Origin of the sequence: Bacteroides sp. 519 (assembly GCF_010500955.1) — a bacterium.
Taxonomy (GTDB): Bacteria; Bacteroidota; Bacteroidia; order Bacteroidales; family Bacteroidaceae; genus Bacteroides.
The window spans coordinates 1-25,048 of record NZ_QVMJ01000024.1; the positions used below are offsets into that span (position 1 = coordinate 1).

General features: G+C 37.9%; 20 protein-coding genes and 1 tRNA gene. 6 read left to right on the forward strand and 15 right to left on the reverse strand.

The window, feature by feature from the left end; genetic code table 11:
* Window positions 1-106: 106 nt before the first annotated feature.
* From D0T85_RS17050 to D0T85_RS17075, 6 genes are all read right to left on the reverse strand, one after another.
* Window positions 107-1,954: a glycoside hydrolase family 13 protein gene (locus D0T85_RS17050; RefSeq protein WP_163214741.1), complete on the reverse strand. Its 1,848-nt coding sequence runs from the start codon at window positions 1,952-1,954 to the stop codon at window positions 107-109.
* A 514-nt stretch (window positions 1,955-2,468) separates the two neighbouring features.
* On the reverse strand, window positions 2,469-3,095 hold the full coding sequence (locus D0T85_RS17055) for a chloramphenicol acetyltransferase (RefSeq protein WP_163214742.1): 627 nt from the start codon (window positions 3,093-3,095) through the stop codon (window positions 2,469-2,471).
* A 36-nt stretch (window positions 3,096-3,131) separates the two neighbouring features.
* Entirely contained in the window at window positions 3,132-3,914 is a 783-nt protein-coding gene (locus tag D0T85_RS17060; protein ID WP_203558515.1) for a hypothetical protein, read from the reverse strand.
* Window positions 3,915-3,951: 37 nt separating this feature from the next.
* A complete protein-coding gene (locus D0T85_RS17065; RefSeq protein ID WP_163214743.1) occupies window positions 3,952-5,298 on the reverse strand; it encodes a hypothetical protein in 1,347 nt (448 codons plus the stop codon).
* 6 nt (window positions 5,299-5,304) lie between these two features.
* Complete coding sequence (locus D0T85_RS17070; RefSeq protein WP_163214744.1) at window positions 5,305-6,615, reverse strand: tetratricopeptide repeat protein; 1,311 nt, start codon at window positions 6,613-6,615, stop codon at window positions 5,305-5,307.
* Between the two features lie 93 nt (window positions 6,616-6,708).
* Window positions 6,709-8,652, reverse strand: coding sequence for a heavy metal translocating P-type ATPase (locus D0T85_RS17075; RefSeq protein ID WP_203558516.1), 1,944 nt, complete (start codon window positions 8,650-8,652; stop codon window positions 6,709-6,711).
* A 139-nt stretch (window positions 8,653-8,791) separates the two neighbouring features.
* Between D0T85_RS17075 and D0T85_RS17080 the strand changes: the two genes are divergently transcribed.
* From D0T85_RS17080 to D0T85_RS17095, 4 genes are all read left to right on the forward strand, one after another.
* Window positions 8,792-9,130, forward strand: a complete 339-nt coding sequence (locus tag D0T85_RS17080) for a type II toxin-antitoxin system RelE/ParE family toxin (protein ID WP_163214745.1) — start codon at window positions 8,792-8,794, stop codon at window positions 9,128-9,130.
* Between the two features lie 7 nt (window positions 9,131-9,137).
* Window positions 9,138-9,449, forward strand: a complete 312-nt coding sequence (locus tag D0T85_RS17085) for a helix-turn-helix domain-containing protein (RefSeq protein WP_163214746.1) — start codon at window positions 9,138-9,140, stop codon at window positions 9,447-9,449.
* Window positions 9,450-9,565: 116 nt separating this feature from the next.
* A complete protein-coding gene (locus tag D0T85_RS17090) occupies window positions 9,566-10,270 on the forward strand; it encodes a hemerythrin domain-containing protein (RefSeq protein WP_163214747.1) in 705 nt (234 codons plus the stop codon).
* Window positions 10,260-10,862 (forward strand): LuxR C-terminal-related transcriptional regulator, encoded by a 603-nt coding sequence (locus D0T85_RS17095; protein WP_163214748.1) that lies wholly within the window; start codon window positions 10,260-10,262, stop codon window positions 10,860-10,862. The genes D0T85_RS17090 and D0T85_RS17095 overlap by 11 nt, the downstream gene beginning before the upstream one ends.
* Window positions 10,863-10,872: 10 nt before the next feature.
* On the opposite strand, the gene D0T85_RS17100 is transcribed toward D0T85_RS17095, so the two are convergent.
* From D0T85_RS17100 to D0T85_RS17110, 3 genes are read right to left on the reverse strand one after another with little or no spacing between them, the layout of a single operon-like run.
* A complete protein-coding gene (locus D0T85_RS17100; RefSeq protein WP_163214749.1) occupies window positions 10,873-11,565 on the reverse strand; it encodes a Crp/Fnr family transcriptional regulator in 693 nt (230 codons plus the stop codon).
* 42 nt (window positions 11,566-11,607) lie between these two features.
* The gene (gene hcp, locus D0T85_RS17105; protein WP_163214750.1) at window positions 11,608-13,257 is read right to left on the reverse strand and encodes a hydroxylamine reductase; all 1,650 of its coding nucleotides are present in this window, start codon (window positions 13,255-13,257) and stop codon (window positions 11,608-11,610) included.
* Window positions 13,258-13,291: 34 nt separating this feature from the next.
* Entirely contained in the window at window positions 13,292-14,152 is an 861-nt protein-coding gene (locus tag D0T85_RS17110; protein ID WP_163214751.1) for an ATP-binding protein, read from the reverse strand.
* Window positions 14,153-14,266: 114 nt separating this feature from the next.
* Here D0T85_RS17110 and D0T85_RS17115 point away from each other — a divergent pair, with 114 nt between their 5' ends.
* The gene (locus D0T85_RS17115; protein WP_163214752.1) at window positions 14,267-14,947 is read left to right on the forward strand and encodes a Crp/Fnr family transcriptional regulator; all 681 of its coding nucleotides are present in this window, start codon (window positions 14,267-14,269) and stop codon (window positions 14,945-14,947) included.
* A 407-nt stretch (window positions 14,948-15,354) separates the two neighbouring features.
* On the opposite strand, the gene D0T85_RS17120 is transcribed toward D0T85_RS17115, so the two are convergent.
* Window positions 15,355-15,441, reverse strand: a tRNA-Ser gene (locus D0T85_RS17120).
* A gap of 329 nt (window positions 15,442-15,770) precedes the next feature.
* On the opposite strand from D0T85_RS17120, the gene D0T85_RS17125 reads away from it, so the two are divergent.
* A complete protein-coding gene (locus D0T85_RS17125; protein ID WP_163214753.1) occupies window positions 15,771-17,432 on the forward strand; it encodes a putative transporter in 1,662 nt (553 codons plus the stop codon).
* Between the two features lie 74 nt (window positions 17,433-17,506).
* Here the strand turns inward: D0T85_RS17125 and D0T85_RS17130 are convergent, their stop codons facing one another.
* The 5 genes from D0T85_RS17130 to D0T85_RS17150 all read right to left on the reverse strand — a co-directional run bounded on the left by D0T85_RS17130 (window position 17,507) and on the right by D0T85_RS17150 (window position 25,040).
* Window positions 17,507-20,071, reverse strand: coding sequence for a glycosyltransferase family 1 protein (locus D0T85_RS17130; protein ID WP_163214754.1), 2,565 nt, complete (start codon window positions 20,069-20,071; stop codon window positions 17,507-17,509).
* 31 nt (window positions 20,072-20,102) lie between these two features.
* Entirely contained in the window at window positions 20,103-21,761 is a 1,659-nt protein-coding gene (locus tag D0T85_RS17135; RefSeq protein ID WP_163214755.1) for a glycosyltransferase, read from the reverse strand.
* A 331-nt stretch (window positions 21,762-22,092) separates the two neighbouring features.
* Window positions 22,093-22,545, reverse strand: coding sequence for an ATPase (locus D0T85_RS17140; protein WP_163214756.1), 453 nt, complete (start codon window positions 22,543-22,545; stop codon window positions 22,093-22,095).
* A gap of 45 nt (window positions 22,546-22,590) precedes the next feature.
* Window positions 22,591-24,438 carry a V-type ATP synthase subunit I gene (locus D0T85_RS17145; RefSeq protein ID WP_163214757.1) on the reverse strand — a complete coding sequence of 616 codons (1,848 nt, stop codon included), beginning with the start codon at window positions 24,436-24,438 and terminating at the stop codon, window positions 22,591-22,593.
* The gene (locus D0T85_RS17150) at window positions 24,435-25,040 is read right to left on the reverse strand and encodes a V-type ATP synthase subunit D (protein ID WP_163214758.1); all 606 of its coding nucleotides are present in this window, start codon (window positions 25,038-25,040) and stop codon (window positions 24,435-24,437) included. Before D0T85_RS17150 ends, D0T85_RS17145 begins: the two co-directional genes overlap by 4 nt.
* Between the last annotated feature and the right edge of the window lie 8 nt (window positions 25,041-25,048).

The following is a 25,048-nucleotide window of genomic DNA, read 5'->3' on the forward strand; positions in this document are numbered from 1 at the left end:
CCTCAGTACAAAGTATCGCATGAAGCCTTCCTTTGGCGGAGACAAAGATAGAAAAAATATTTAATTTAATTTGGAATTCAACACAGTACCTCTGTGTTCAATTTACCTACAACTCAATAACCAATGACTCCCTTGCCGTCATTTTCAGTTTATTATCTAAACCAATAGTGCGGCCTGTTATCACATCTTTCCCTTGTTTCTTATCTTTCAGAACCTCTTTATAAACATGGAGTGGAAGAGTAACTTCCGAATCCTTGCCATTCAATATAACTAAAACTGTTTTTCCTTCGTGTTGACGGGCATAAACATATACACCGTGTTGAGGCATGAATTGTACCATTGAACCTTTTGCTATCACATCATTACCCTTGCGCCAGTGCAACAGTGTACGATAGAAATTGAAGCTTTCGTTCTGAATCTGTGTACGTCCCTGAGCAGTAAAAGCATTTGAGCCATCACCAGCCCATCCACCGGGAAAGTCCTGACGAATATGTCCGTCGCTACCTTTTCTTATTCCATTCATCATAACCTCTGTACCATAATACAATTGCGGAATACGACGGGTAGTAAGCAATAAAGTTACAGCCTGTTTTAATTTAGTAAGATCCTGAGTTTCGCGCAAGAAACGTTCAGTGTCATGGTTTTCGTAAAAAGCAAGAACCATTTCGGGGTTGGGATACAGGAAATCGTATACAAAGTTATTGTAAATACGGTTTAGCCCCTGTCCAAAATCATCAGTCTGTTCCTCATTAGCCATATTGATTTTCTCGAAGAAGCTGAAATCCATAACCGATTTCAAATGACTGTTTAAAGGAGCCGATATTTTAGAATCCTTCTGCCACCAGGCTGTATATGCCGGCTCGGTTACCCATGTTTCGCCAACCACATTATAATTAGGATATTGTTCGTTCAGTTCCTTCATCCAGTTGCTCATTGCATCATAGTCGGCATACGGATAAGTATCCATACGGATTCCGTCGATACCGGAATATTCAATCCACCAAAAACTGTTTTGTACCAGATAGCGGTAAACATGTGGGTTCTTCTGGTTCAGGTCGGGCATGGCAGTAACAAACCAACCATCGTTCATTTTCCAAAAATCATATTCAGAAGCATAAGGGTCTACCATAGGAGGCAAACGGAAGGAAGTTTGAACAAAATTTGTTTCGTGATCCGGATTGTTAAACCAATCTCTCGAAGGCATATCTTTAATCCATGGATGCTCAACACCACAATGGTTAAAAATCATATCCATAACAATTTTAATATCCCGGCCGTGACATTTAGATATTAACGACCTGTATTCTTCATTGGTTCCAAAACGTGGGTCAACACGGTAATAATCGGTTGTTGCGTAACCGTGGTACGAACCACCCGTCATGCTGTTTTCAAGGATGGGAGTAAACCAAAGGGCAGTAACTCCCAAATCGGTAAAATAATCAAGGTGCTGTTCAATACCTGCAAGGTCGCCACCGTGACGAACGTTAGGTTCACTGCGATTTACAGTATACGGAGCCAGTCCTTCTATCATATCGTTACTAGGGTCGCCATTGGCAAAGCGGTCGGGCATTAATAAATAAAGTGCGTCCGAAGCATCAAAGCCCATGCGCTCGGCTGGATCTTTTTCGCGGGTTCTTAGTTCGTATCCTTTCACTGTTTTTTTCTTCCCTTGTGTAAAAGTAAGATTTACTATTCCCGGCTTAACATCTTTCTCAAGATTAAGATAGACCAAAAGATAGTTTTTACTCTCAACACGAACCGTATTGCTGATATACACTCCGGGATAGTTAACCGTTACGGTTGCATCGCCAATACCATCGCCGTAAACCATGAGTTGAAGTTGTGGATTATTCATACCCACATACCAGAAAGGTGGATCGATTTTGTTAACATTAGCTGCGTACACACTCACTGTGAGCAAGAAAATGCTGAGAGATAGAATTAATTTTTTCATGATATCATTTATATTGGTTTATGTAATTTAATCCGCCTGCTAATATAAAACAATTTATCCGCTTGCATGTTTTTACCTATTTTAATAAAGACAGGTATTTTATGCAAACGTTTGTATCTTACCTGAGGCACTTTTGTATCTTACCGAAGATACTTTTGTGTCTTGCCTAAGATACTTTTGTATCTTGCCTAAGATACTTTTGTACCACCGGCGTGGTACTTTTTTCTCAAGGGTAAAAAAACGGTGGTACTGTAAGATTTTGATTTTCAGAACAATAGATTTTCATCGAAATTGAAACGCTAAGTTACTCGGAGTTTCGCGGAGTTTTTATTGCGATGCCGCAGGAAAACTCCGCGTAACTTAGCGTAACTCAGCGTTTCAAAAATTCAGCCACTAACTGAACGAGTATGAATAATGTAGGTTATAGATCTTTAAAGTAAGTGCTAATTCACAATTTTGTGAGGAGTGGTATGGCTAAATGATATAACTAGAATTTTGAATCCATGCAGATATTTTACAGCTCCAACAACTCCAAAAACCGCCCTACATGGTAACCATCCATCAACCCATGATGGCAGGTAATTGAAATGGGCATCATCAATCTATCCCCTTCTTTAAAGTATTTCCCAGTTGAAATCTTAGGTATACTATCGCCCGACCGCATACTGGTAGGATGCTTCATATCTGTAAAGTTAATCCAAGGCACGGCAGAATAATGTATGGCATTGGGTCTGTATACACCACCACCTTTGTTTAATCCTGTGGTATGTTGCAGACGTTCTATTTCGGCTTTTGCTTTCTGAACAAATACAATTTCGTTGGCATCATACTCAAAAGATGCAAAAGAAAAAGTATGATCGGCCCGGGCAACGGTTCCTTCGGGCGAAAGACTGTCGTAACAAACAATCTTATCTCCCTCTATACGATAGCGGAACTCCTCTACTTTGCATGCAGTAGTAATGATGCGGTGCAAAACTAATAAAGAAAAAGATAATCCTGTTTCTTTTGCGTATTGATAGGTATTTGTGCAGTCAACGTTGGTAGTAACTCCGAAGAAAGGATCATCAAAAGCACTAAAGTGTTCAAAGTGTTCTTTACGATTCCAGTTTTCCTTATCAATAATTTTTTCAATCTGGTTCATGTTGAAGGATTTAGTAATTATCGGGCAAAGGTAATACTACCATCCCGAAACTAATAAATTCCTAGCAGCTTTTTCACCACACTTCTGGAATTTTGAATATGCCAGATAAGCCCTTCTTCTTATTTCTTCTCTGGATTCATTGTTTATATAACCGGTTATTGCATCGTGTATGGTATAGGCTTCGGGAGCCATAAGATGCGATGTCCATACAAGAGGATTTACATTTGCACGTTTTAAATGAGGTGAGAAGAAATGTTTGCTGTAACATGCCAGTACAATTACATCTCTTGTTTGTTTATCGGTATTCTCGAAAGTGCCCGGTAGTGCAAAATCCATTAAGCCATCGTGACCGATATAAGCTATTAGTTTAGAGTTACCTGCAATGCCAATCTTTTTTCCATCAACATCAATACTTTCCTTGAGTTTACCACAACTGCTGTTCATAAAATCTTTGGTACATTGATAGATGTGTTTGCCATTGTATGCATCGGCAACCAGATAATAATCTTTAGTGGCATGTTTAAAGATAACTCGTTCCAGTTTTATGGAATCTATCTTTTCGGTTTTAATAAATTTCCACTCCTGACTTTTCTTAAAGTAGGTTCGTATGCCATAGCCACATCCCCAATAAAGGTTGTTGTCAGGGTCTTGTCCATTTCCTATTTTCACAGGAACCTTCACTATCCCCTGATATTTGTTATCGCATAAAGCTACATAGATATGAATTGTATTACTTAAAGAATCCGAAGAAACACCAAGTGCTTTGCTGCTTATTGCAACAAAGCACGTTATTAAAAGAATAATCCTATAAGATTTCATGATAGGGAATTAATGGTTATCGCTGTAAAGATAAACATCATTTTTTAATATCCTCTTCTTTTACTCCATCTCTGAAAAATTTTTCTACACGCATATCTTTCAATCTGGCATCAGCCTGAATGTAATAGTCTATTTCTTCCCTTTTCTTTTTTTTCTCTACCATTACAGGGGCAAACTTTCCATCTTCTAGTAGAAATTGGGGAGATTTTATGTCCATGCTTTCGGGTTTAGTTTTCATGAACATTTCCAGATACCGTTCAGCATTTTTCTCATCCTGTAAGAAATCGTGGTAAACAGTCCCTATCCGATATAGTATAAGATTGTTTTGCGGATCGTATCTTAATTGTTCTTTTAATGCTGCAATCTGATTTTTTCTATTTTCATCCCTACCGTACGATTCGGCTAAAGCAGCATATAACTTTGCCATTTCAATATCTTGCGGAATAGCTAAAGCAAGTGCCATTTCAAGATACATAATACCTTCTTTTACTCGTTTAGTTCTACAAGCAGCTGTTCCTACATAATACAAGAGATTAATGTTAGTTGGATCATTGGCTAATGCCAAAAGCAGATACTTGTATGCGTTTTCGTAGTCTAACAAGCTAATACAGCTTACACCGTAATAATAGCAGGTTGTTTTGCTTGTGTCTCCTCCTTCAATCAGAGGCTTGTATCTTTCTACTGCTGTTTTATAATCTTGCGCTATACAGTAAGCCTGTGCATTGACTCTGTTTACAAAAATATTGGTAGGATCAATCTTGCGATACTCCTCTGTTAACCTAAGAGCCATCTCTGTATCGACCTCAATATTTAAAGTGGCAATTCGGGAAACAGAGATATAATCGCGCGGATTCTTTTCAATTGCTTTTTGATAATGCAGCATTGCCATAGTGTCATTTAAAAGTGCGTCGTAAGATTGTGCTGTTAATCTCAAAACATAAGCAGTACTATCATTTTTTAGCATTTCCTTGCATACATCAATAACCTGATGATGTTTATCGAGCCTGTAAAGCAGGTTGATATATTGAAGTTTCAGGTATTTGTTATGAGGTTGCTTGTTTATGGCTTCTTCGTAATACTTTAATGATTCGGAAAACCTTCCTCCCAAACGATAATTGTCTGCAAGTTCAATTGTAGCCTGATTGTTTTCGGGGTCTGTTTTAAGTATTTCCTGTAAACAGTTTGCAGCCTCATCGTACAAGAATAGTCCTCTGTAAGCTTTGGCTTTAAGTAACATAAGAGGTATTGTGGATTCTTGCTGATCAATCAGTTTAATAACAGTTTCGTACTCATAGTTATCCATTGCTCTGGATATAGAATCGGTCTTTTGCGCTTGTACTACTGTACATGCTAACAAGCAAAAAAGAAAAATATTCCGTTTCATAGTTCTCTATTTTTTAATATCCTCTTCTTTTACTCCATCTCTGAAGAAACGTTCTTCTTTCAGTTTCTTTAGCCGGCTTTCTGCTATCCGGTAAGTTGCATTTGCATCAAGCACCAAAGCACCGCCTTCCATGGTTGGATCGTTGTTTGCTTCCTTTGGCTTGGTTTTCAAATACATTTCCAGGTATTTTATGGCATTCTTTTCATCCTTCATATAATCCTGATATCCGGCACCTATCATATAAATAAGGTAGTTTGTGGGCGCATATTTTCGTTGCAGGTGTAATGCTTCCATGTACTTCCCCCAGTTCGAAGCACGTTTTGCACAATCAACCATGCCGCCATATAAACTGCCAACAGTCTCGTTTGCAGGTATGGTGATATCTAAAGCCTGTTGCATATATTCAATTGCCTGATTTTTCCACGATGTTCGGGCACATGCCTTTGCCAGATAAAAAAGTATACTCACGTTTTGCGGATCGTACTTTAATGCTACTTCTAAACAATCGTGCGCATCGAAAAAGCGATCTTTCGCAAAGAAACTCACACCTGCATAATAGCAAGTGTAGCGGGTACTGTCTCCTTGATTCAGTAATTGGGTATATCTTTCAACGGCCATATCGTGCTCCTGACTAAGACAATATGCCTGAGCGTTTTGCCTGTTTATATAGATATTGTCCGGGTCTTTTTCTCTGTACTTTTCAGTAACATCGATAGCATAGGCATAGTCGTTGGTTTGTATATATATGTTAGCAAGTTTACTTACCGAAAAATAGTCGTCAGGTTCTTTCTCTATTACTTTTATATACCAGTCTCTGGCCGAAAGGATTTCAAGTAGCCCTTCATGACATTGAGCCATCATTCTTATAAATACAGTTGAACTATCTCTTGCCAAAGCATTTTCGCATACGGTTTTGGCTTTCGAATATTTATTGATCATCAACAATAAGTTGAGATATTGTATTTGAGCGTAAGTATGATTGGGATTAAGTTTAAGCAATTTCTCATAGTTTTCAATGGCTACATTGAATCTACCAGCCTGTCGCGAGCATTCTGCCAATTCCATAATAACCTGAGAATTATTGGGCAGATCGGTAATTATTGTTTGCAACAAATCAGTTGCTTCAGCATATTGATACAATCCTTTCAAAGCTTTTGCTTTCAGAAAAAGTAATTGGGGAGTGGGTGATTGCTGATCAATGAGATTGATTGCTGTTTTGTAATTGTAATTATCCATTGCCTCAGTAATGGATGTAGATTGTTGCGCCCATACAGTAGAACTAAGCAACAATAAAACTCCTAACAAATGCCGTTTCATGGTTTTATTATGTTTAAGTTTGAACTATTATACGGACGCTAAGGTAATAAAAAGATTCAGTCTACTAAAAATAAGTAGAAGCTTTAAGGATGATTAACTTAAGCTAACTTCTTTATAATTTAATACCCTCACGGCATTTAAGATGGCTAATAAAGCTACACCCACATCAGCAAAAACAGCTCCCCACATGCTTGCAAAGCCAATTGTACCCAGAATTAACACAGCTAATTTAACAGTGAAAGCCATAGTTATATTCTGTTTAACAATCCGTCGGGTTTTCTTGCTTATTTTTATTGCCGAAACAATTTTAGAAGGCTCGTCGGTTTGTATTACTACATCTGCTATTTCAATTGCTGCATCAGAACCCATTGCTCCCATGGCTATACCAATGTCACTAAGTGCAAGCACAGGAGCGTCATTAATGCCGTCGCCCACAAAAGCCACTTTATGTTCCGGATTCTTTTTTAACCGTTCTACATATTTGATCTTGTCTTCCGGAAGTAGGTTTCCATAGGCTTCATCAATACTAAGTTCGGATGCCATTTTCTCAACAATGGATGCTTTATCACCGCTCAGCATAACTGTTTTTATACCATACTCTCTCATCTTACTGATTGTATATGCTGCATCTTTTTTAACCTCATCTGCAATAGTAACATATCCGGCATATACATTATCTATTGCGATTATAACAATTGTTTCGGGAATTGAATCAATTTGTTTGTCATAACCAACATTGTATTTATCCATTAACCGGGCGTTTCCGGCAAGAATTGTTTGGTTATTTACAACACCTTTAATACCATGCCCTGCAATTTCTTCGGCTTCACTAACTGGCATAATAGGTATCTGCTTTGTATTGCAATAAGATAATATCGCTTTGGCAATTGGGTGTTTAGACTGACTCTCAATACTACCGCATATCGACATAAAGGTATCCGGATTATGGTTTGTAGCTATATTCTGAACTTCGAATACCCCTTTGGTTAATGTTCCGGTTTTATCCATAGCCACTACGTTAATGGCTGGCATCATATCCAAATAGTTGGCGCCTTTAAAGAGAATACCATTTCGCGAAGCTGCTCCAATCCCACCGAAGTATCCTAACGGAATGGATATTACAAGTGCACAAGGACAAGAGATTACAAGGAAAACCAAAGCACGGTATAGCCAGGTTTGAAAAACATAGTCGGAAATAAACAATGCCGGAACAGTTGCAATAGCTAAGGCCAAAAAGAACACAATGGGAGTATATATCCGGGCAAATCTTCTGATTAACAATTCGGTTTTGGCTTTACGAGATGTTGCATCTTGTACCATAGCAAGGATTCTTGAAAAAGCACTATCCTCATATAGTTTCTGAACTTGTACTTCAATTACCTTATCTATATTCATCATGCCAGAGAGTACTGTTTCATCTTTCCGGATGGTTCTGGGTTTACTTTCGCCTGTAAGTGCCGAAGTATTAAAGCTGCTTTCCTGCGAAAGCAATATTCCGTCTAAAGGAACTTTCTCGCCAGCTTTTACCTGAATTGTTTCACCAATCTTTACCTCCGAGGGAGAAAGAGTGATATACTCTCCATCACGAAGCACAGTTGCCATATCTGGTCGGATATCTAAGAGTGCTTTAATATTACTTTTGGCTTTGTTTACAGCGGCATCCTGAAACAGTTCTCCTACCGAATAGAAAAGCATCACTGCAACCCCTTCCGGATACTCTTTAATGAAGAATGCTCCCAGAGTAGCAATAGTCATTAAAGTAAACTCATTGAAGAAGTCTTTGTGCGAGATGCTTTCAACTGATTCTTTTAACACCGGAATACCTACAGGTAAGTATGCCAGAATATACCATGCAAGTTTTATGTATCCGGTAAAGAATGCTACATGAAAAACATGTTCTGCTAGAAGTCCTGCAACGAGCATTAAGAAACTGATTATTGCCGGAAGGTATTTTTTCCAACTTGAATGTTCATTGTTTGGTGTACAATGATCGTTATGACAACAGCAAGTATGTTGAGTTTTTATTAAATTTGCCATATCATTAATTGTTTTATATGTTTAATGAAGGCAAAGGTCGGTAAAAGTTGATGCAACTTGGTTGCAAATGGTATTGCAGGAATAGTTTCTGTTTATGGAAACATTTACTATCTTTGTATTGTTTAAACATAATGAATCGATGGAAGTAAAACGGAAATTTGAAGTTGCTTATCTACAAGAAGCCTTAGAATTCTTGCAAGATATTGAAGATAAAGCACGAGATAAGATTATTTACAACATAGATAAAGCAACCTATGTGATGGATCCTAAATTATTCAAGAAGTTAGAAGATACCGACATTTGGGAATTTAGAACCCAATATAATAACAAACAGTATCGTTTATTAGCTTTTTGGGATAAAACAGGAGAAAAAGATACGCTCGTTATTGCTACACATGGTTTCATTAAGAAAACAGATAAAACGCCTTTAAGGGAGATTGAAAAGGCAAATAATATAATGAAAGAATATTTTAAATAATATAGCTATGGAAAAGAAAGTTTATACACATGAGGAAGTTGTAAATGAGTTTATAGGCAAAAAAGGTACTCCTAAACGTGATAAATATGAGGAAGATTTAGAAATGTTTCTTATTGGCGAGGCTATTAAACAGGCACGACAAGCCAAAAACCTAACTCAAGAGGAATTAGGTAAATTGGTAGGCGTACAGAAAGCTCAAATCTCTCGGATTGAAAGCGGTAAGAATCTAACATTTTCCACAGTGAGAAAACTATTCAAGGCAATGGGATTAGCCGTCTCTTTGGAAGTGGAAAGTTTAGGCAAAGTTTCCCTTTGTTAAAACTATTATTTTATATTTTTACTCGTTTGTTACCATAAAATAGGTATCCAATACCAATAAATAGCGATTGTGAACTTAGAAAAGTTTACGTTAATTTGCATATTGAAAACAGATGCATGGATAATACACAGAAATACAAACCAACAGATAAGATGATTGACCTGATAAGCAATAATTATAATTTGTTACAGGTAATGAGTCGTTTCGGACTGTCGTTGGGATTTGGTAATAAAACAGTAAAAGAAGTATGCGAGATGAATGGAGTACATTGCCCCACATTTCTTGCTGTTGTGAACTTTGTTGAGGAAGGTTTTTCAAGGATAGACAATACACACTATGAAATTTCAATACCTGCATTGGTCGACTATCTTAAACAAGCACACATATATTTCCTTGATTTTTGCCTTCCCGGTATTCGCCGGAAGTTAATATATGCCATTGATTGTTCGGATGATGATGTTTCTTTCCTGATTCTAAAATTCTTCGATGAATACATGAATGAAGTAAGAAAACACATGGAATACGAGGAAAAAACCGTTTTTAAATATGTAGATGCATTACTCAATAATAATCCCCCCAAGAACTATCAAATCAGTACATTCTCCAAGCACCACGATCAGATAAGTGAGAAACTTACCGAGTTAAAGAATATAATAATTAAATACTGTCCGGCAAAAGCGAATAAAAATATGTTGAATGCTGCATTATTCGATATATACACTTGCGAAGAAGGACTGGACTCTCATTGCAGTGTTGAAGATTACCTTCTGGTTCCTACCATTTTGAAACTCGAAAGGAGGATATTGGGAAATGAAAAATAGCGAGGTTATACGAATTGCTATTGCCGAGTCTTCTATTATTATTCGTAGTGGTATGATGCAGGCTTTAAAAAGATTACCTAATTTAAAAATTCTGTCTGTTGAGTTGGCGTCGGTAGATGCCTTGCGAGATTGTATCCGCAGCCAACCTCCTCATATTCTGATGGTAAACCCTACTTTTGGTGATTATTTTGATGTAGCACAATTCCGCGCTGAAGCCTCTGCCCGGAACATACGTTTAGTTGCCTTGGTTAGTGCTTTCACTGATGCAACCTTGTTAAGTAAGTATGATGAAAGCATTTCAATATTCGATAGTTTGGAGGTTATTAATGATAAAATCAATTTGTTGCAGAACATTAAGCCACAAGAAGAAGAAAATCCGGACGCATTAAGTCAGCGGGAAAAAGAGATAATTGTATGTGTGGTAAAAGGCATGACTAATAAAGAGATTGCAGAAAAGTTATATTTGTCTATTCATACGGTTATTACTCACAGAAGAAATATTTCACGCAAATTACAGATACACAGTGCATCTGGTCTTACTATTTATGCTATAGTGAATAAGTTAGTTGAGTTAAATGACATTAAGATATAAGGCACTTAGTTCACACCAAGTATTCGTTTAAAGCCCTCATATCCAGCATTTGTACTGTTTTACCTTCTGCCTTAATCAATCCTTCTTTTATCAATTTATTTATTTCCTTTGATAAAGCCGGACGGGTTACACAAAGATACTCGGCAAGTTGTTGCTGATTATGTTCCATAACAGCTACAGTTCCATTGGGTTGCAGATGTTCGAAGAGATATTGCACAAAACGATTACGAACATTTTTATGCGAAAGAGCTTTTAAGCGTGTTACAGTACACTTATTACAATTCCCAGTAATACAAAGAAAGCTTTTCAGAATGCCGGGTTCTTCACTTATCAGTTTAAACAGGGAGTCTTTTGTTGCTGTAAATAAATAACCATCATCTAAAACAGTGAATGTAGCTGGCAGAGTATTATCTGTACTGAATAAATGCGGAGTAGCAAATGCTCTGGGAGCAATAATGTATTCAATCATTACTTCATTTCCCAGAGCATCTATAATATCTACCCGAAGTTTGCCTTTTAACAAAACCATTAAACGTTTGCAAGGGGTACTTTGCCGGGCAATTATATCTTTTTTTCTGATATCATATAGTGTATAATCCAATCTGTTGAGCAGAGTAGACTTTACATTTAGTGGTAAATCTCTGAACAGAGGAATATCAAACAATATTTTCTCATGTTCGCCAGTGCATTCTATTTTGTCCATGCGCAGTTATATAAATAACATTCACCAGACAAAGATAGTAAATTACACCGGATTTACCCACATTGACACATCCTCATCGGCAGTAGAAATTGTACCAAGTCCGAATTTGTCAACCAGAATATTGGTTATATTGGGCGAAACAAATCCCGGAAGTGTTGGTCCTAAATGGATATTCTTTACCCCAAGACTGAGAAGTGCCAACAATACAATTACTGCCTTTTGCTCGTACCAGGCTATGTTGAAAACCAAAGGAAGATCATTTACACTATCTAATCCAAAAGCATCTTTCAAAGCCAATGCGATAAGAACAAGTGAATAACTATCGTTACACTGTCCGGCATCCAATACACGAGGGATTCCATTGATATCACCTAATGGTAATTTATTATATCGGTACTTTGCACATCCGGCAGTTAATATTACAGTATCTTTTGGAAGAGCAAGTGCAAAATCAGTATAATATTGGCGCGACTTCATGCGTCCGTCGCATCCGGCCATTACAATAAACTTACGGATAGCTCCACTTTTAACCGCATCTACAACCTTATCGGCTAAAGCAAGAACCTGATTATGGGCAAAGCCTCCGATAATCTCGCCATGTTCAATTTCCTGTGGAGGTGTACATTTCTTAGCATGTTCAATCAGGGCAGAAAAATCTTTTGGTTTACCATCCTTACGCGGAGGGATATGAGTTGCCCCAGGATACCCTGCCGAACCTGTTGTATAAACACGATTGGTATAGGTAGCTTTACTTAAAGGCGGAACAATACAGTTGGTAGTGAAAAATATCACTCCATTAAATGTTTCGAACTCTTCACGTTGTTTCCACCAGGCATTTCCATAGTTTCCGGCAAAATGCGGATACTTTTTAAATGCAGGGTAATAATGTGCCGGCAACATTTCGCTATGGGTATAAATATCTACTCCCTGATCTTTGCTTTGTTCCAATAGTTCTTCCAGGTCTTTTAAGTCATGACCGCTTATCAGGATTCCCGGTTTGTTGCGCACACCGATATTTACTTTGGTTATTTCAGGATTGCCATAAGTAGAGGTATTTGCCTTATCAAGTAATGCCATTGCTTTTACCCCACCCTCGCCTACATTCAGTACAACACTGGTTAACTCATCAAGAGATATGTCTTTCCGGCTGACTTCGGCTAATGCGTTTTCAAGAATTTCGTATACATCATTGTCTTCATATCCCAGATTAAGAGCATGCTCTGTATAGGCCGACATCCCTTTAACTCCATAAACAACCATCTGTTTTAACGAGCGGATATCTTCGTTTGGTTCTGATAGAACACCCACTTGGGGGGCAACAGTTTCATATTCAGCCTCGGCAGGTGCAAATACTATTTCATCGGCTTCGGGAAGCTCTATTCCACGTTTCTTTGCAGTACCAATTAATTTGTTTTTAGTTTCAATAGCATGTTTAATACGTTGCTTAAGCGCATCATCATCAAAATTAGCATTGGTAATGGTAGCAAAAAGCGCATCAAGTATCTGGCGACTTGCTTCAACATCAGAAGCTCCTTTTTCGCGCAAAGCACGGTTAACAATTGCTATTCCCCGAACCGTGTACACCAATACATCCATAAGTGCGGATGTGTTGGGTTCTTTTCCACATACTCCTTTTATTGTACAGCCTTTTCCAAAAGCTGTTTCTTGGCACTGATAACAAAACATGTTCATAGTTTTTTCCATTTAGTGTAATATAATTAATTTATCAAATCCATTTCTCGCTTTGGACATCTCCCTCAACACCAAGAATAACAACTTTAATGGGAATATGTTTAGCTTGTTCGCGTGCCATTTCTGCTATCCGAAGCAAACCTCCGCAACAAGGAACTTCCATAATAAGTACAGTAAGTGTTTCCAGTTGGGCATGCTCAATCATTTGTGCCAGTTTATCCACATATATTTGTGTGTTACTATCTAATTTAGGACAGGCAATAGCTAATGTTTTTCCTTTGAGAAAACGACTATGAAAATCACCACAAGCAAAAGCTGTACAATCTGCAGCCAACAAAAGATGCGAACGATGAAGATACCCTGCTCCCGGATTGAGCAGATGAAGCTGAACAGGCCATTGTTGCAATTCGGATAACTGAGGTGCCACTGGTTTTACTCCCATACCTCCTGAAAATGTAACAGTTTGTTGAGGGCGTTTAATCTCTCTATCCATTGTTCCGGGGCATCCACAAGGTAACTTTTCCTTTTGATCTTCTTTTTGATGAAAACCTATAGAGATATGATGTGTTTGCAAATAATCGAGCCCTTCTTTCAAAAGTCCTTCTTCACCATGTTCTTTTAAATGATTGAGGTGTGCCTGAATTATCTTTTCACCTTTAGGAACCAACCGTTCCATTACGGCTACTTCGCTGTATGGTTCGGCTTCGCGTTCTTCGAGCGTAATAGCACCTACAGGGCATTCGCCTATGCAAGCTCCTAAGCCGTCGCAATACAGTTCGCTAACAATCACTGCTTTATTATCTATTAATTGCAATGCTCCTTCATGACATCCGCTTACACATTGTCCACAACCATTGCAAAGGTCTTCGTCTATCTTAATTATAGTTCTTTTCATAAGTTTCTGATTTTAATTTAGTGCAAAGGTAAAGGATGATGAAGTGAGAGAACTGTCACAAATGTTACAGATGGTTCTTTTTATTAATCGAAGATTTTATTTAAGTTTGCAAATATGAACATCAATCTAACTCCCCTAACCCAATGCAACCTTTTCAGGTCGTTGAATGAACAGGAAATAAATTCTCTGTTTTCAACTATCCCTGTTAAACAGCAACAATTTAAGAAAGGCGAAATACTCGCCTGGCAAGACGAACCTTGCAACCGATTAATCTTTTTACTCAATGGTAGTGTAAAAGCTGAAATGACCGACCCTACAGGAAAGATTATTAAAGTTGAAGACATCCATGCCCCTAACCCGCTGGCCATTCTTTTTCTGTTTGGTGACAATAACAGATTTCCAGTTCAGGCAACAGCAAATGAAGAAGTAACTGCACTTATCATCCCCCGCTCTTCTGTATTAAAAATGTTGATGGAAAATGAATCTCTGCTGAAGAACTATCTGGATATCTCGGCCAACTTTGCAACCCGATTAAGTCGTCGGCTACATTTTATGTCTTTCCGAACAATCCGCCAAAAGGTATCTGTGTACATACTCGAATTGGCTAAAGAGCAACAATCCGATACGATTGAGCTCCGAATGTCGAAAAGTGCAATTGCTGAATATTTCGGAGTGTCGCGCCCTTCACTGGAACGTGAATTAACACACATGCAACAAGAAGGATTAATTGAATCTGAAAGAAGAAGGATAACAATTAAAGAAAAGAACAAATTGATTAAGTTGATTAATTTCTGATCTAAAAAACTGTTAATACACAGTTGCATACATCATCGTTTTTTTGTATCTTTAGTTTAAGATATGCAGGTATTATATGGGAATGCGGGTAATTTGAAATTACTACCATTCCCGTATTTTATTTTAGAAAGCTACAGAGTTTTCTGTAGAAAACTACAGACTTTTCCAAAGAAAGCTACGGAGTTTTCCAAAGAGAACTACAGAACTTCCCTAAGAAAACTACAGAGAAATACGCGGATAGAATAGAAAATACTTTTGGTGAGAATGGTTAGAGGAAAAACGAGGGTTAATAATATATAAAAGCTAAAAAAGTTGAGAGGTAATTCAAGGTCTATGGCATCTTAATAAACTTTCTTTAAAACAAAAAAGGCCTACAACACGTAAAACGTAATTGTAGACCTTTTTAGCGGAAGCGGCGAGATTCGAACTCGCGGAACAGTTGCCCGTTCGTCAGTTTAGCAAACTGGTGGTTTCAGCCACTCACCCACACTTCCTTGAAGTGTCATTCCCTCTGGAATGCGGATGCAAATATAGAGCGAACTTTTGAACTATACAAATGTTTTCAGAAGTTTTTTTTGCAAACAACAGTACGAGTTATTATAACAGTCTAGCTTTCAATCTCATAAGTTTTTAGTTTATTTTTATAAGATTCAAACAATAACAATTGGGGCGTTATATCGTTACTTTTAAATAACTTTGCGCCTCGAAAGCCCAAAGGTATGACAAATACGTTTTTAAAATTGCTAAAAAATACAATTTCACTCGAAAATGCATTTGGGTAAAATCTTCTATTGATATTTAAAACAACAAAAGAAAAGTCAAGATGGAATGGCTTAACAGTATATTATTCGAGCACTCAGCAATACAGGCAATCGTAGTATTGGCTTTGGTTTGCGCAGTTGGTTTGGTATTAGGGAAAATACATTTTCTGGGAATTTCGTTAGGAGTTAGCTTTGTGTTTTTTGCCGGAATTCTTGCCGGTCATTTCGGTCTTTCCATTGAACCGGAGGTACTGACCTTTGCCGAAAGTTTTGGCCTTGTTATCTTTGTCTATGCACTGGGGCTCCAAGTAGGTCCTGGTTTTTTTAGTTCATTCCGAAAAGATGGAATTACACTCAACAGTTTAGCAATCAGTGTAGTGCTTTTAGGAACCTTTCTTACGGTGCTAGCCAGTTTCATTACCCAAATATCTTTGCCCGATATGGTAGGCCTATTATGTGGAGCCACAACAAATACGCCTGCTCTTGGAGCTGCTCAGCAAACCTTAAAACAATTAGGTGCAGATAGTAACTCACCGGCTTTGGCATGTGCAGTGGCTTATCCACTAGGTGTTTTAGGAGTAATACTAGCCATCATTTTTATTCGTAAGGTACTGGTTGATAATAAGAGTTTAGAATTAAAAAAGAAAGAAGAGATTAATCGTCCATACATAGCTGCGTTTAAAGTTAGAAATCCGGCTGTATTCGATAAAAGCATTCAGGAAATAGCTTCGATGGGACGTATAAAGTTTGTTATTTCGCGCGTATGGAGAAACGGAAACGTATTTATCCCTACCTCGGAAAAACTAATCAGGGAAGGAGATCAGTTATTGGTTATTTCATCAGAAAAGAACCTTCCATCACTTAAAGTTCTTTTCGGAGAGCAAAATACGGACGACTGGAACAGTGAAGATATTGATTGGAATGCCATAGATAGTCAACTGGTTTCGCGACGCATAGTTATCACCCGCCCCGAACTGAATGGAAAGAAATTAGGAACCTTGCGTCTTCGTAACATTTATGGTATTAATGTGAGCCGTGTATTCAGATCGGGGGTAGAACTACTTGCAACCCCGCAACTGACATTACAGTTTGGCGACAGACTTACTGTTATTGGCGAAAAAGTAGCTATCCAAAATGTAGAAAAAGCATTGGGAAACACAGTTCAGAACCTTGAAGAACCCAATCTTGTAACTGTATTTATCGGAGTAATTCTGGGATTAGCACTTGGAGCTGTACCTGTGTTCCTGCCGGGAATGAGTATGCCAATTAAACTGGGACTTGCTGGTGGTCCGATCATTGTTGGTATATTGATTGGTACATTTGGTCCAAGATTGCATATGATAACCTACACCACACAAAGCGCCAACCTGATGTTACGTGCATTAGGTTTATCATTATTCCTGGCTTGTTTAGGAATTCGTACCGGAGGCGATTTCTTTGAAACTGTTTTCCGTCCCGAGGGTCTTTTGTGGGTTGGATTAGGATTCGGACTAACTGTACTCCCAGTACTGCTGGTTGGAACAATAGCACTTAAAATATTAAAGATTGATTTTGGTTCGGTCACCGGAATGATATGTGGCAGTATGGCCAACCCTATGGCACTTAACTTTGCCAACGAAACTATTCCGGGTGATAATCCTTCGGTGGCTTATGCAACTGTATATCCTTTAAGTATGTTCCTAAGAGTTATTCTGGCGCAGATTACTTTGATGTTTTTCTTATAGCTATGGCTATTGAGTAAAATAAAAGGAGGTAAAACAGATTGTCTTACCTCCTTTTATTATTTCAATACTTTATCTTAGTAGAACCAACGCACATAACAGAAATCCTGTCTGTGAGGTAGATCCTGATTTTTAGGGAACATACGATAAGCAATCTTGAAGCTTCCGGCATTAGACAAGCTATGTTTTACCTGGAATGTGTACAGATTACCTTCTTTCTTAATTACATCAAACGGTTCAACAGAATAGATGTGTTGTTTTCCTTCTGCATTGGTGAAGGTAGAAACCAGTTCTATACCAATTGCATCATTCAAACCTTTTTCGTCAACAACATACGTTATTGTGTATTCCTTACCACTTTCAATTGATCCGTTGATAAGTTCTTCTGTTTTCTCGGCCGATACAATTTCTATCGAATCCCACTTAGCAACTACTTCTTCTTTCCATGCAGCCAATTCTTTTGCTTTTGCATTGTTATTAGCAGATAGAAGTTTGAAACGGGTAGCCAGTTTTGTATAGAACTTGCTATAATAATCATCTAACTGACGCTTCATTGTATAATGAGGAGCAATCTGAGCGATAGAGTTCTTGATGAATTTCACCCAACCTTCAGAGTAACCTTTCTTGTTATGAGCGTAATACAACGGAAGTATTTCTGTTTCAAGAATACTGTAAATTGTAGCAGCATCTAACTGGTCCTGATGATCCTGATTTTGATAAGTGCGTTTTTCTGTCAAAGCCCATCCAGCACCTTCGCGATAGCCTTCCAGCCACCAACCGTCGAGTACAGAGAAGTTCAATACACCATTCATTAACGCTTTCTCGCCCGATGTACCCGATGCTTCTAAAGGACGGGTTGGAGTATTCAACCAAATATCAACACCGCTCACCAACCGACGGGCAAGGTGCATATCATAGTTTTCGAGGAATATAATCTTTCCTAAGAATTCAGGACGACGAGATATTTCTATAATTCTTTTGATTAATCCTTGTCCGGCTCCATCGTGTGGATGAGCTTTACCGGTAAACAAGAATTGAACAGGATAGTTGGGGTTGTTTACAATCTTAGCCAAACGGTCCAGATCGGTAAACAAAAGATGTGCACGTTTGTATGTAGCAAAACGACGTCCAAAGCCAATCAGCAATGCATTGGGGTTGATTTTATCCATCAATGATACAATGCGCGAAGGATCTCCCTGGTTTTTCAACCATGATTCGCGGAATTGTCGGCGGATATAATCAACTAATTTATTCTTCATGGCCTGACGGGTACCCCAGATCACTTCATCGGGAACATTATAAATAGCTTCCCAGATTTTAGGGTTCGACTGGTCGAACATGAAGTTTTCGTTGAAATATTTACCATAAAGTTGCTTCCACTCAGTAGCACTCCATGTTGGGAAATGCACACCATTGGTAACATATCCTACATGACTTTCTTCTGGGAAATATCCTTTCCAAACAGTCGAAAACATTTCCTGAGATACTTTTCCATGCAACCAGCTTACACCGTTCACTTCCTGAGAAGTGTTACATGCAAATATAGACATACAGAAACGTTCGTTTTTATCACCCGGATTATTACGGCCAAGGTCCATTAAATCGTCCCAGGTTATACCCATTTTTTCGGGATAGCCACCCATGTATTTGCCAAAGAGTGATTCGTCGAAATAATCATGTCCGGCAGGAACAGGAGTATGAACAGTATACAATGACGATGCACGAACAAGTTCAATGGCTTGGTCGTACGTCATTCCATCGGCCACATAATCACAGATACGCTGTACATTAATTAAAGCAGCATGTCCCTCATTGCAATGATATACATTTTTTTTGATTCCTAATGTTTTCAGTGTTAGCATACCGCCAATACCCAAAAGTATTTCTTGTTTCAAGCGGTTTTCCCAATCGCCACCATAAAGCTGATGTGTTATTGAGCGGTCGAATTCACTGTTCATGTCGTTGTCGGTATCTAACAAATAAAGAGAGATACGACCTACATTTACTTTCCATACATACGCATGTACAAAGTAATTAATATAAGGTACAGTAACAATAAGTTGTTGACCGTCTTCGCCCAATACTTTTTCAAGAGGAAGCTGACCAAAGTTTTGTGCTTCGTAGTTAGCTATTTGCTGACCGTCCATTGCTAACGACTGAGTAAAATAGCCGTATTTATATAAGAAACCAACCGCACACAAATCAACATTACTATCAGATGCTTCTTTTAAATAATCACCTGCAAGCACACCTAAACCACCAGAATAAATTTTCAACACGCTTGTCAATCCATATTCCATACTGAAATATGCAACAGAAGGACGTGTTGAATCTGGCTTCACACTCATATATTCATTGAACTTAGCATACACCTCGTTCATTCTTTTAATGATAACTTTATCTTTTGCCAGTGCTTCAAGTTTTTCATAACTCATACTTTCCAGCAAAAGAACAGGATTATGACCTGAATTTTTCCACAACTCAGGATCAAGATCTCTAAAAAGTTCTGTGGCCTCGTAATTCCATGACCACCAGATGTTTCTTGCTATTTCTGATAGTTTTCCCAATTCCTCCGGCACGAAAGATCTAACTGTTACATCTTTCCAATTCGGAGTATTTGCATTACTCACTTTAACCTTCATAAACTCGTTTTTTTATTAATACCTAAAATACCTAATTTAACTGACGTTTCTCAGCATTGCGCAAAGCAATATCGTATGCTTCGTAATAATACTGTATAAAATGTTTCCAAAGTGCTTTCTCGGCTACTTCGCTTGCATTTTTACGTATTTCTTTTATTTCATTTTCTGTTTTAGACGAAAAGAAAGCTATTGTTTCTGTTATTCCATCTGCTACATCAAAATAATTATTGTCCGAACGATGTATAACTTCTACTCCATCGTTTATTCCATGATTCTTGAAACTTTTTACCCATAATCCAAACCCAGCTAAATCTGTAGTTATGGTGGGCACCTTAAATGCTACACTTTCTAAAGGAGTATATCCCCATGGTTCATAATATGAGGGATAAACACTGAGGTCTTGTCCAAGAAGCAAATCGTAATATTCTTTATTAAATATACCGTCTTTACCATCCAGGTAACATGGTACAAAAATAACTTTCACATTATCATCTGCACTATTATGCATGTTCAGATATTGTAACGTTCTTAACACATTATCGTGTTCCATATTATGAAGCCAATGTGTTAAATACGGACATTCCAAAGGGGTAGTATATTTTTGTTTGCTTTTCAGGCGTACTTGCAAATCCTCACGGGCACCTGCTACCCACGCCGGAACATTAATAAATGCCAGAACATTTTTCTTTAAGTTTTTATCTTGTCTTAATCTACTTAAAGATTCCAGAAAAACATCAATCCCTTTATTTTTGAATTCATATCTTCCGCTGGTACCAATTATCAATGTATCATCTCCCCAATCTGTTCCCATTAATTTATTGGCAACATTCAACATGGCTGCACGAGCGCGCTTACGCTTTCCCGAAAAAGTAACACCCTTTGGCACAAAATCATCTTCAAAACCATTCATTAAAATAACATCAGCAGGTTTTTCCAATAACTCCTTACATTCATTGTTAGTGATTTCGCTCACTGTTGTAAAACAATCCACATAATGGGCTGTTTGTTTCTCAATAGAATGTTTGGATTGCATATTAAGTTCCTGTGCCATCTGATCGCCATTATATGCAAAAAGATAATCATATAAGGGTTTGTTATTTCCTGCTATCGACCTTCCGATAGAGGTTGCATGGGTAGTAAAGATATTGGCTATTTCAGGGACACGCGTTCTCAGATAAAGAGCAGCAATTCCGGTCATCCACTCGTGCGCATGGAAAATAACTTTATCTGTTCTTGATAGGTTATACAGATAGAAGCTTTTCACTACTTTTCCTGCTGCGTAGGCAAACATGGATGCTTCATCGTAATCACCATAAGCGTGTAAAGAATCAACTTGATAGAATTCCCAAGCTAAAGTATAAATTTCATTTTTACTTTCAAAGAAGGAATTAAAATCTACCAGTATAACAATTGGATTTCCGGGAATGTTCCAACGACCTATCCGGACCGAGAGCCCTGACTTTTCTTTTGCATACTCTCTCCATTCTGCAAAGAGGGTTTCTGACTCAGTGAATAAGGGATTTTCCTTATCTTTCCAAATATCCGGTCCTACAAAAAATAATCTATCTCTAAAGATTTGTTGTAGTGTATTTGCCCTGGTAGACAATACAGTGTATATACCTCCTACTTTATTACATACTTCCCAACTTGCTTCGAAGATGTAATCGGGAGTTAATAACTCGTTTATCATATAATGTTCTAGAACTCATTTAATTCCGTGCAAAAATAGGGAATATTTATTAAAAAATCATAGTTTCTCAAAAAAAACAGTACAAACAGCCTACAAACGTTTGCGGTATTCAACATCTTTGACCTCTTTATTACACAGATACTACATTAACTAAACTATTTGTATTTATCCTACCGGGATAAAGCTGTTGTCCTACCGGGATAAACCGTTTCTCCCGGTAGGATGAAGCCTCTATCCCGGTAGGACAAAAGAGTTATCCCGGTAGGATAAAAAAAACCGGAGCAATCAACAGTAATCGCTCCGGGTTCTAAGCTTTATAATAAACTGTTTTTTAAGCAGGAATTAATCCTGAGATCAAAATCAGTACTAATAATCCAAGAATAGCATAAAGTTCAGGGAATACGGCAAGTACCATTGTTGTACCAAACACATTGTGGCCTGAACCAATAGCAGCAATACCGTTTGCACAAACCTGTGCCTGACGAATGGCAGAGAACAATGCTACAAGTCCTAAACCTAATCCGGCTCCGAATATAGCTGCTGCTGCATACCAGGTAATACCTTCAACAAGGAAAGCACTTAACAAGAAGTATCCAACAAATCCATATAGTCCCTGTGATGATGGTAATGCAGAGAGTGCAATATAAGATCCGGATGCACCAGGATTTTTCTTCAAAGCGCCTACAGCAGCATTACCACAAATTGTTACTCCATAAGCACTTCCGGTACCTGATAACCCTACCATCAGTGCAATTCCTAAATAAGCTAATACAATTGGTTCCATAATTTTCTGTTTTATATTATTATTATTAATTTATTTGTTTGTTTTCTATTTCTTAAATGGTTTATATGTTCTTCCACCACCTTCGAAACCTGCATTTTTATAAAATTCGACAAAAGTAAGACGCATAGGATGTACTAAAGACGAGATTAAGCAAAGTCCAAAGTTTATTGAATGCCCAAATATAAGAATCAGGAATGCTGCAATAAACCGGGGAACAGGCGATAACGTCTCTGTTAAATCGAAAGCTAAAGAGTTAAAAACTCCACCTAAAATACCTCCGGTTAATCCTAACGCAAATAAACGAATGTACGAAAGTGTATCTCCTAATAGCCCTGTAGCCATATTATATGTATCCCACAAGCCAGAACCGAAGTTCGAGAAAATACTCTTATCGGGCGAATTGTAGAACATTATAAACAACACACTAATAGCTATAATGCCATATAACAAGTAAGTTACTACAGCCGGAAATGCTACACCTAAAGCCGGAACACCAAATGTAACTGCAATAGCTAAAAGAAGCACTACCCAAGCTATTTTGGCTAAAGCATACTTAATGCCAAATTGTTTAGTAATCTTAATTGCATTTACACACATACCAAAGAGTATTTGTACAAGCCCGATAACAATGGCAAATACCATTAGCGGACTATACCCTCCTAATAAATGAGCATAGTTCTTTTCAGTAATAAAATACTGTTTAACTCCTTTCAGCCACGACCACTCTACCGAGTCTAAAGCTATTCCAAAGAATGAACCGGTAAGAATACCTACCACAATGGTAGCTAATCCGAAAAATTCGCCAAGGGTACAGAAACTCTTTGCCGATTCGGGTACTTTCTTTTTCAGGAACCAACAAGCCAGGAAGATTAATAAGCCATATCCTCCATCGCCCATACACAATCCAAAAAACAGCATAAAGAATGGAGCAAACAAAGGTGTCGGATCTAATTCACTGTAATTCGGCAAAGCGAACATGCGTGTTATAGGCTCGTATAATTTTGAAAAAGAATTATTTTTCAGCAGAATAGGCACATCATCAGTCATTGCAACTTTTTCTTCCTGATAAAAATGGTGTTCCCCTTCAAGGAAATCAATTAATGCGGTTTCCTTATCTTTGGGTATCCATCCTTGTAGAAGAACCAGTTTATCGCCGGCACATTTATCGCCCCCCAAAACTATTCTGGAGAACTCAATTTCGGAAAGCACTTCATCCTTTGCCAGTTCTAAAGATTCGGCTTCGGTATTTGAAAGAGTAGCTAGTTTGTTCTTTAACGCTTCCAACTCTTCTTCAATGTGCTGGTGTTGTTCTTTCAATTCCGAAAGAGAATGTGTGCTTAATCTGGCACGTTCAACAGGAATATCTATATATTCTCCATCTTTGCTGAGTACAACAAAACAATAATGAGAACCCGTTTGGTTTATAATAACTGCCTGATAAAGATCAATCCATTCCTGCTTGAAATCTCTTGTTGTAGAGATATAGAAATGCAACTTATATCCGGCTTTTTCAAGGTCTTTAAGTACAGTCCAACTAAACTCTCCCCAAGGTTCCATTATATCTGCTTCCTTTTGTACAGATTGGAGTTGTTGGGTTAGCTTTTCGGACTTTTGTTTAAGTACCTCTACCTCTTTAGCCAGTTCCAAACCTCTTTCAACAGATGCCGGTTGAGTTGTTCCTTCTAACTTTTTATCAGTAAACTTTTGCAGATAAGCAATGGAAGAGTTTATCGATGAATATGTTTTCATCGACTCTTGCAGTTCAGGATTAATAGCCTGTCCTTCTTGCTTTTCTTCAATGTGTACTGCTCCTAGTTCACGCAGTTTGAGCAAAAAATCTTCGTATTCCTTGTGAAAGATCAGGAAGGTAAATTTCTTCATTTTCGTAATCATACCTCAGCCTCCTTTCTTTTCGCTTGAATTGACTTTAATATTTTCTGAGAAGATTTAGAAAGGTTTTCTTCATCTTCCATGAACCGTTTTATCTTCCGCAAAGCATCTTCATAACCAGGTATTTGCACTTTCTCAAAAAGATTCACTTTTTGAGTGGTTTTCCTACGGGCATGTTCAAGTAAACTAAGTTTTGCCAAAGTAAACTCGCGTTCAATAGCCGTATGAGCCAGTTGCTTAAGAATATGTATTCCATCGGCATACCATTTAGGGCTTGTAAAAAGACTAAATGAACGTATCTCGAAATCAATATTATCAATTAACGGAACTCTTACTCCAGCAATCTTTTTTATTCCCAGATGAACATCTTTTACTTTTAACAATGATGGATCAAACTCGTTCCAAAGTGCAAACATGGCTTCGTATGCCTGGATTTGTTTCTCCAGTTTCTCTTCATATCCGGCAGCTTCTTCTTTACTCTTTTTTACCTCCATACGAAGCGCACTTTCCTTATTCTTAATAATAGGGAGTGTTCGCTTCCGGACTTTGAGTTGTTTCTCAAGCTGCTGAAGTGAAGTTTTATTATATTGAAATTTTATAGCCACTTTGTTTT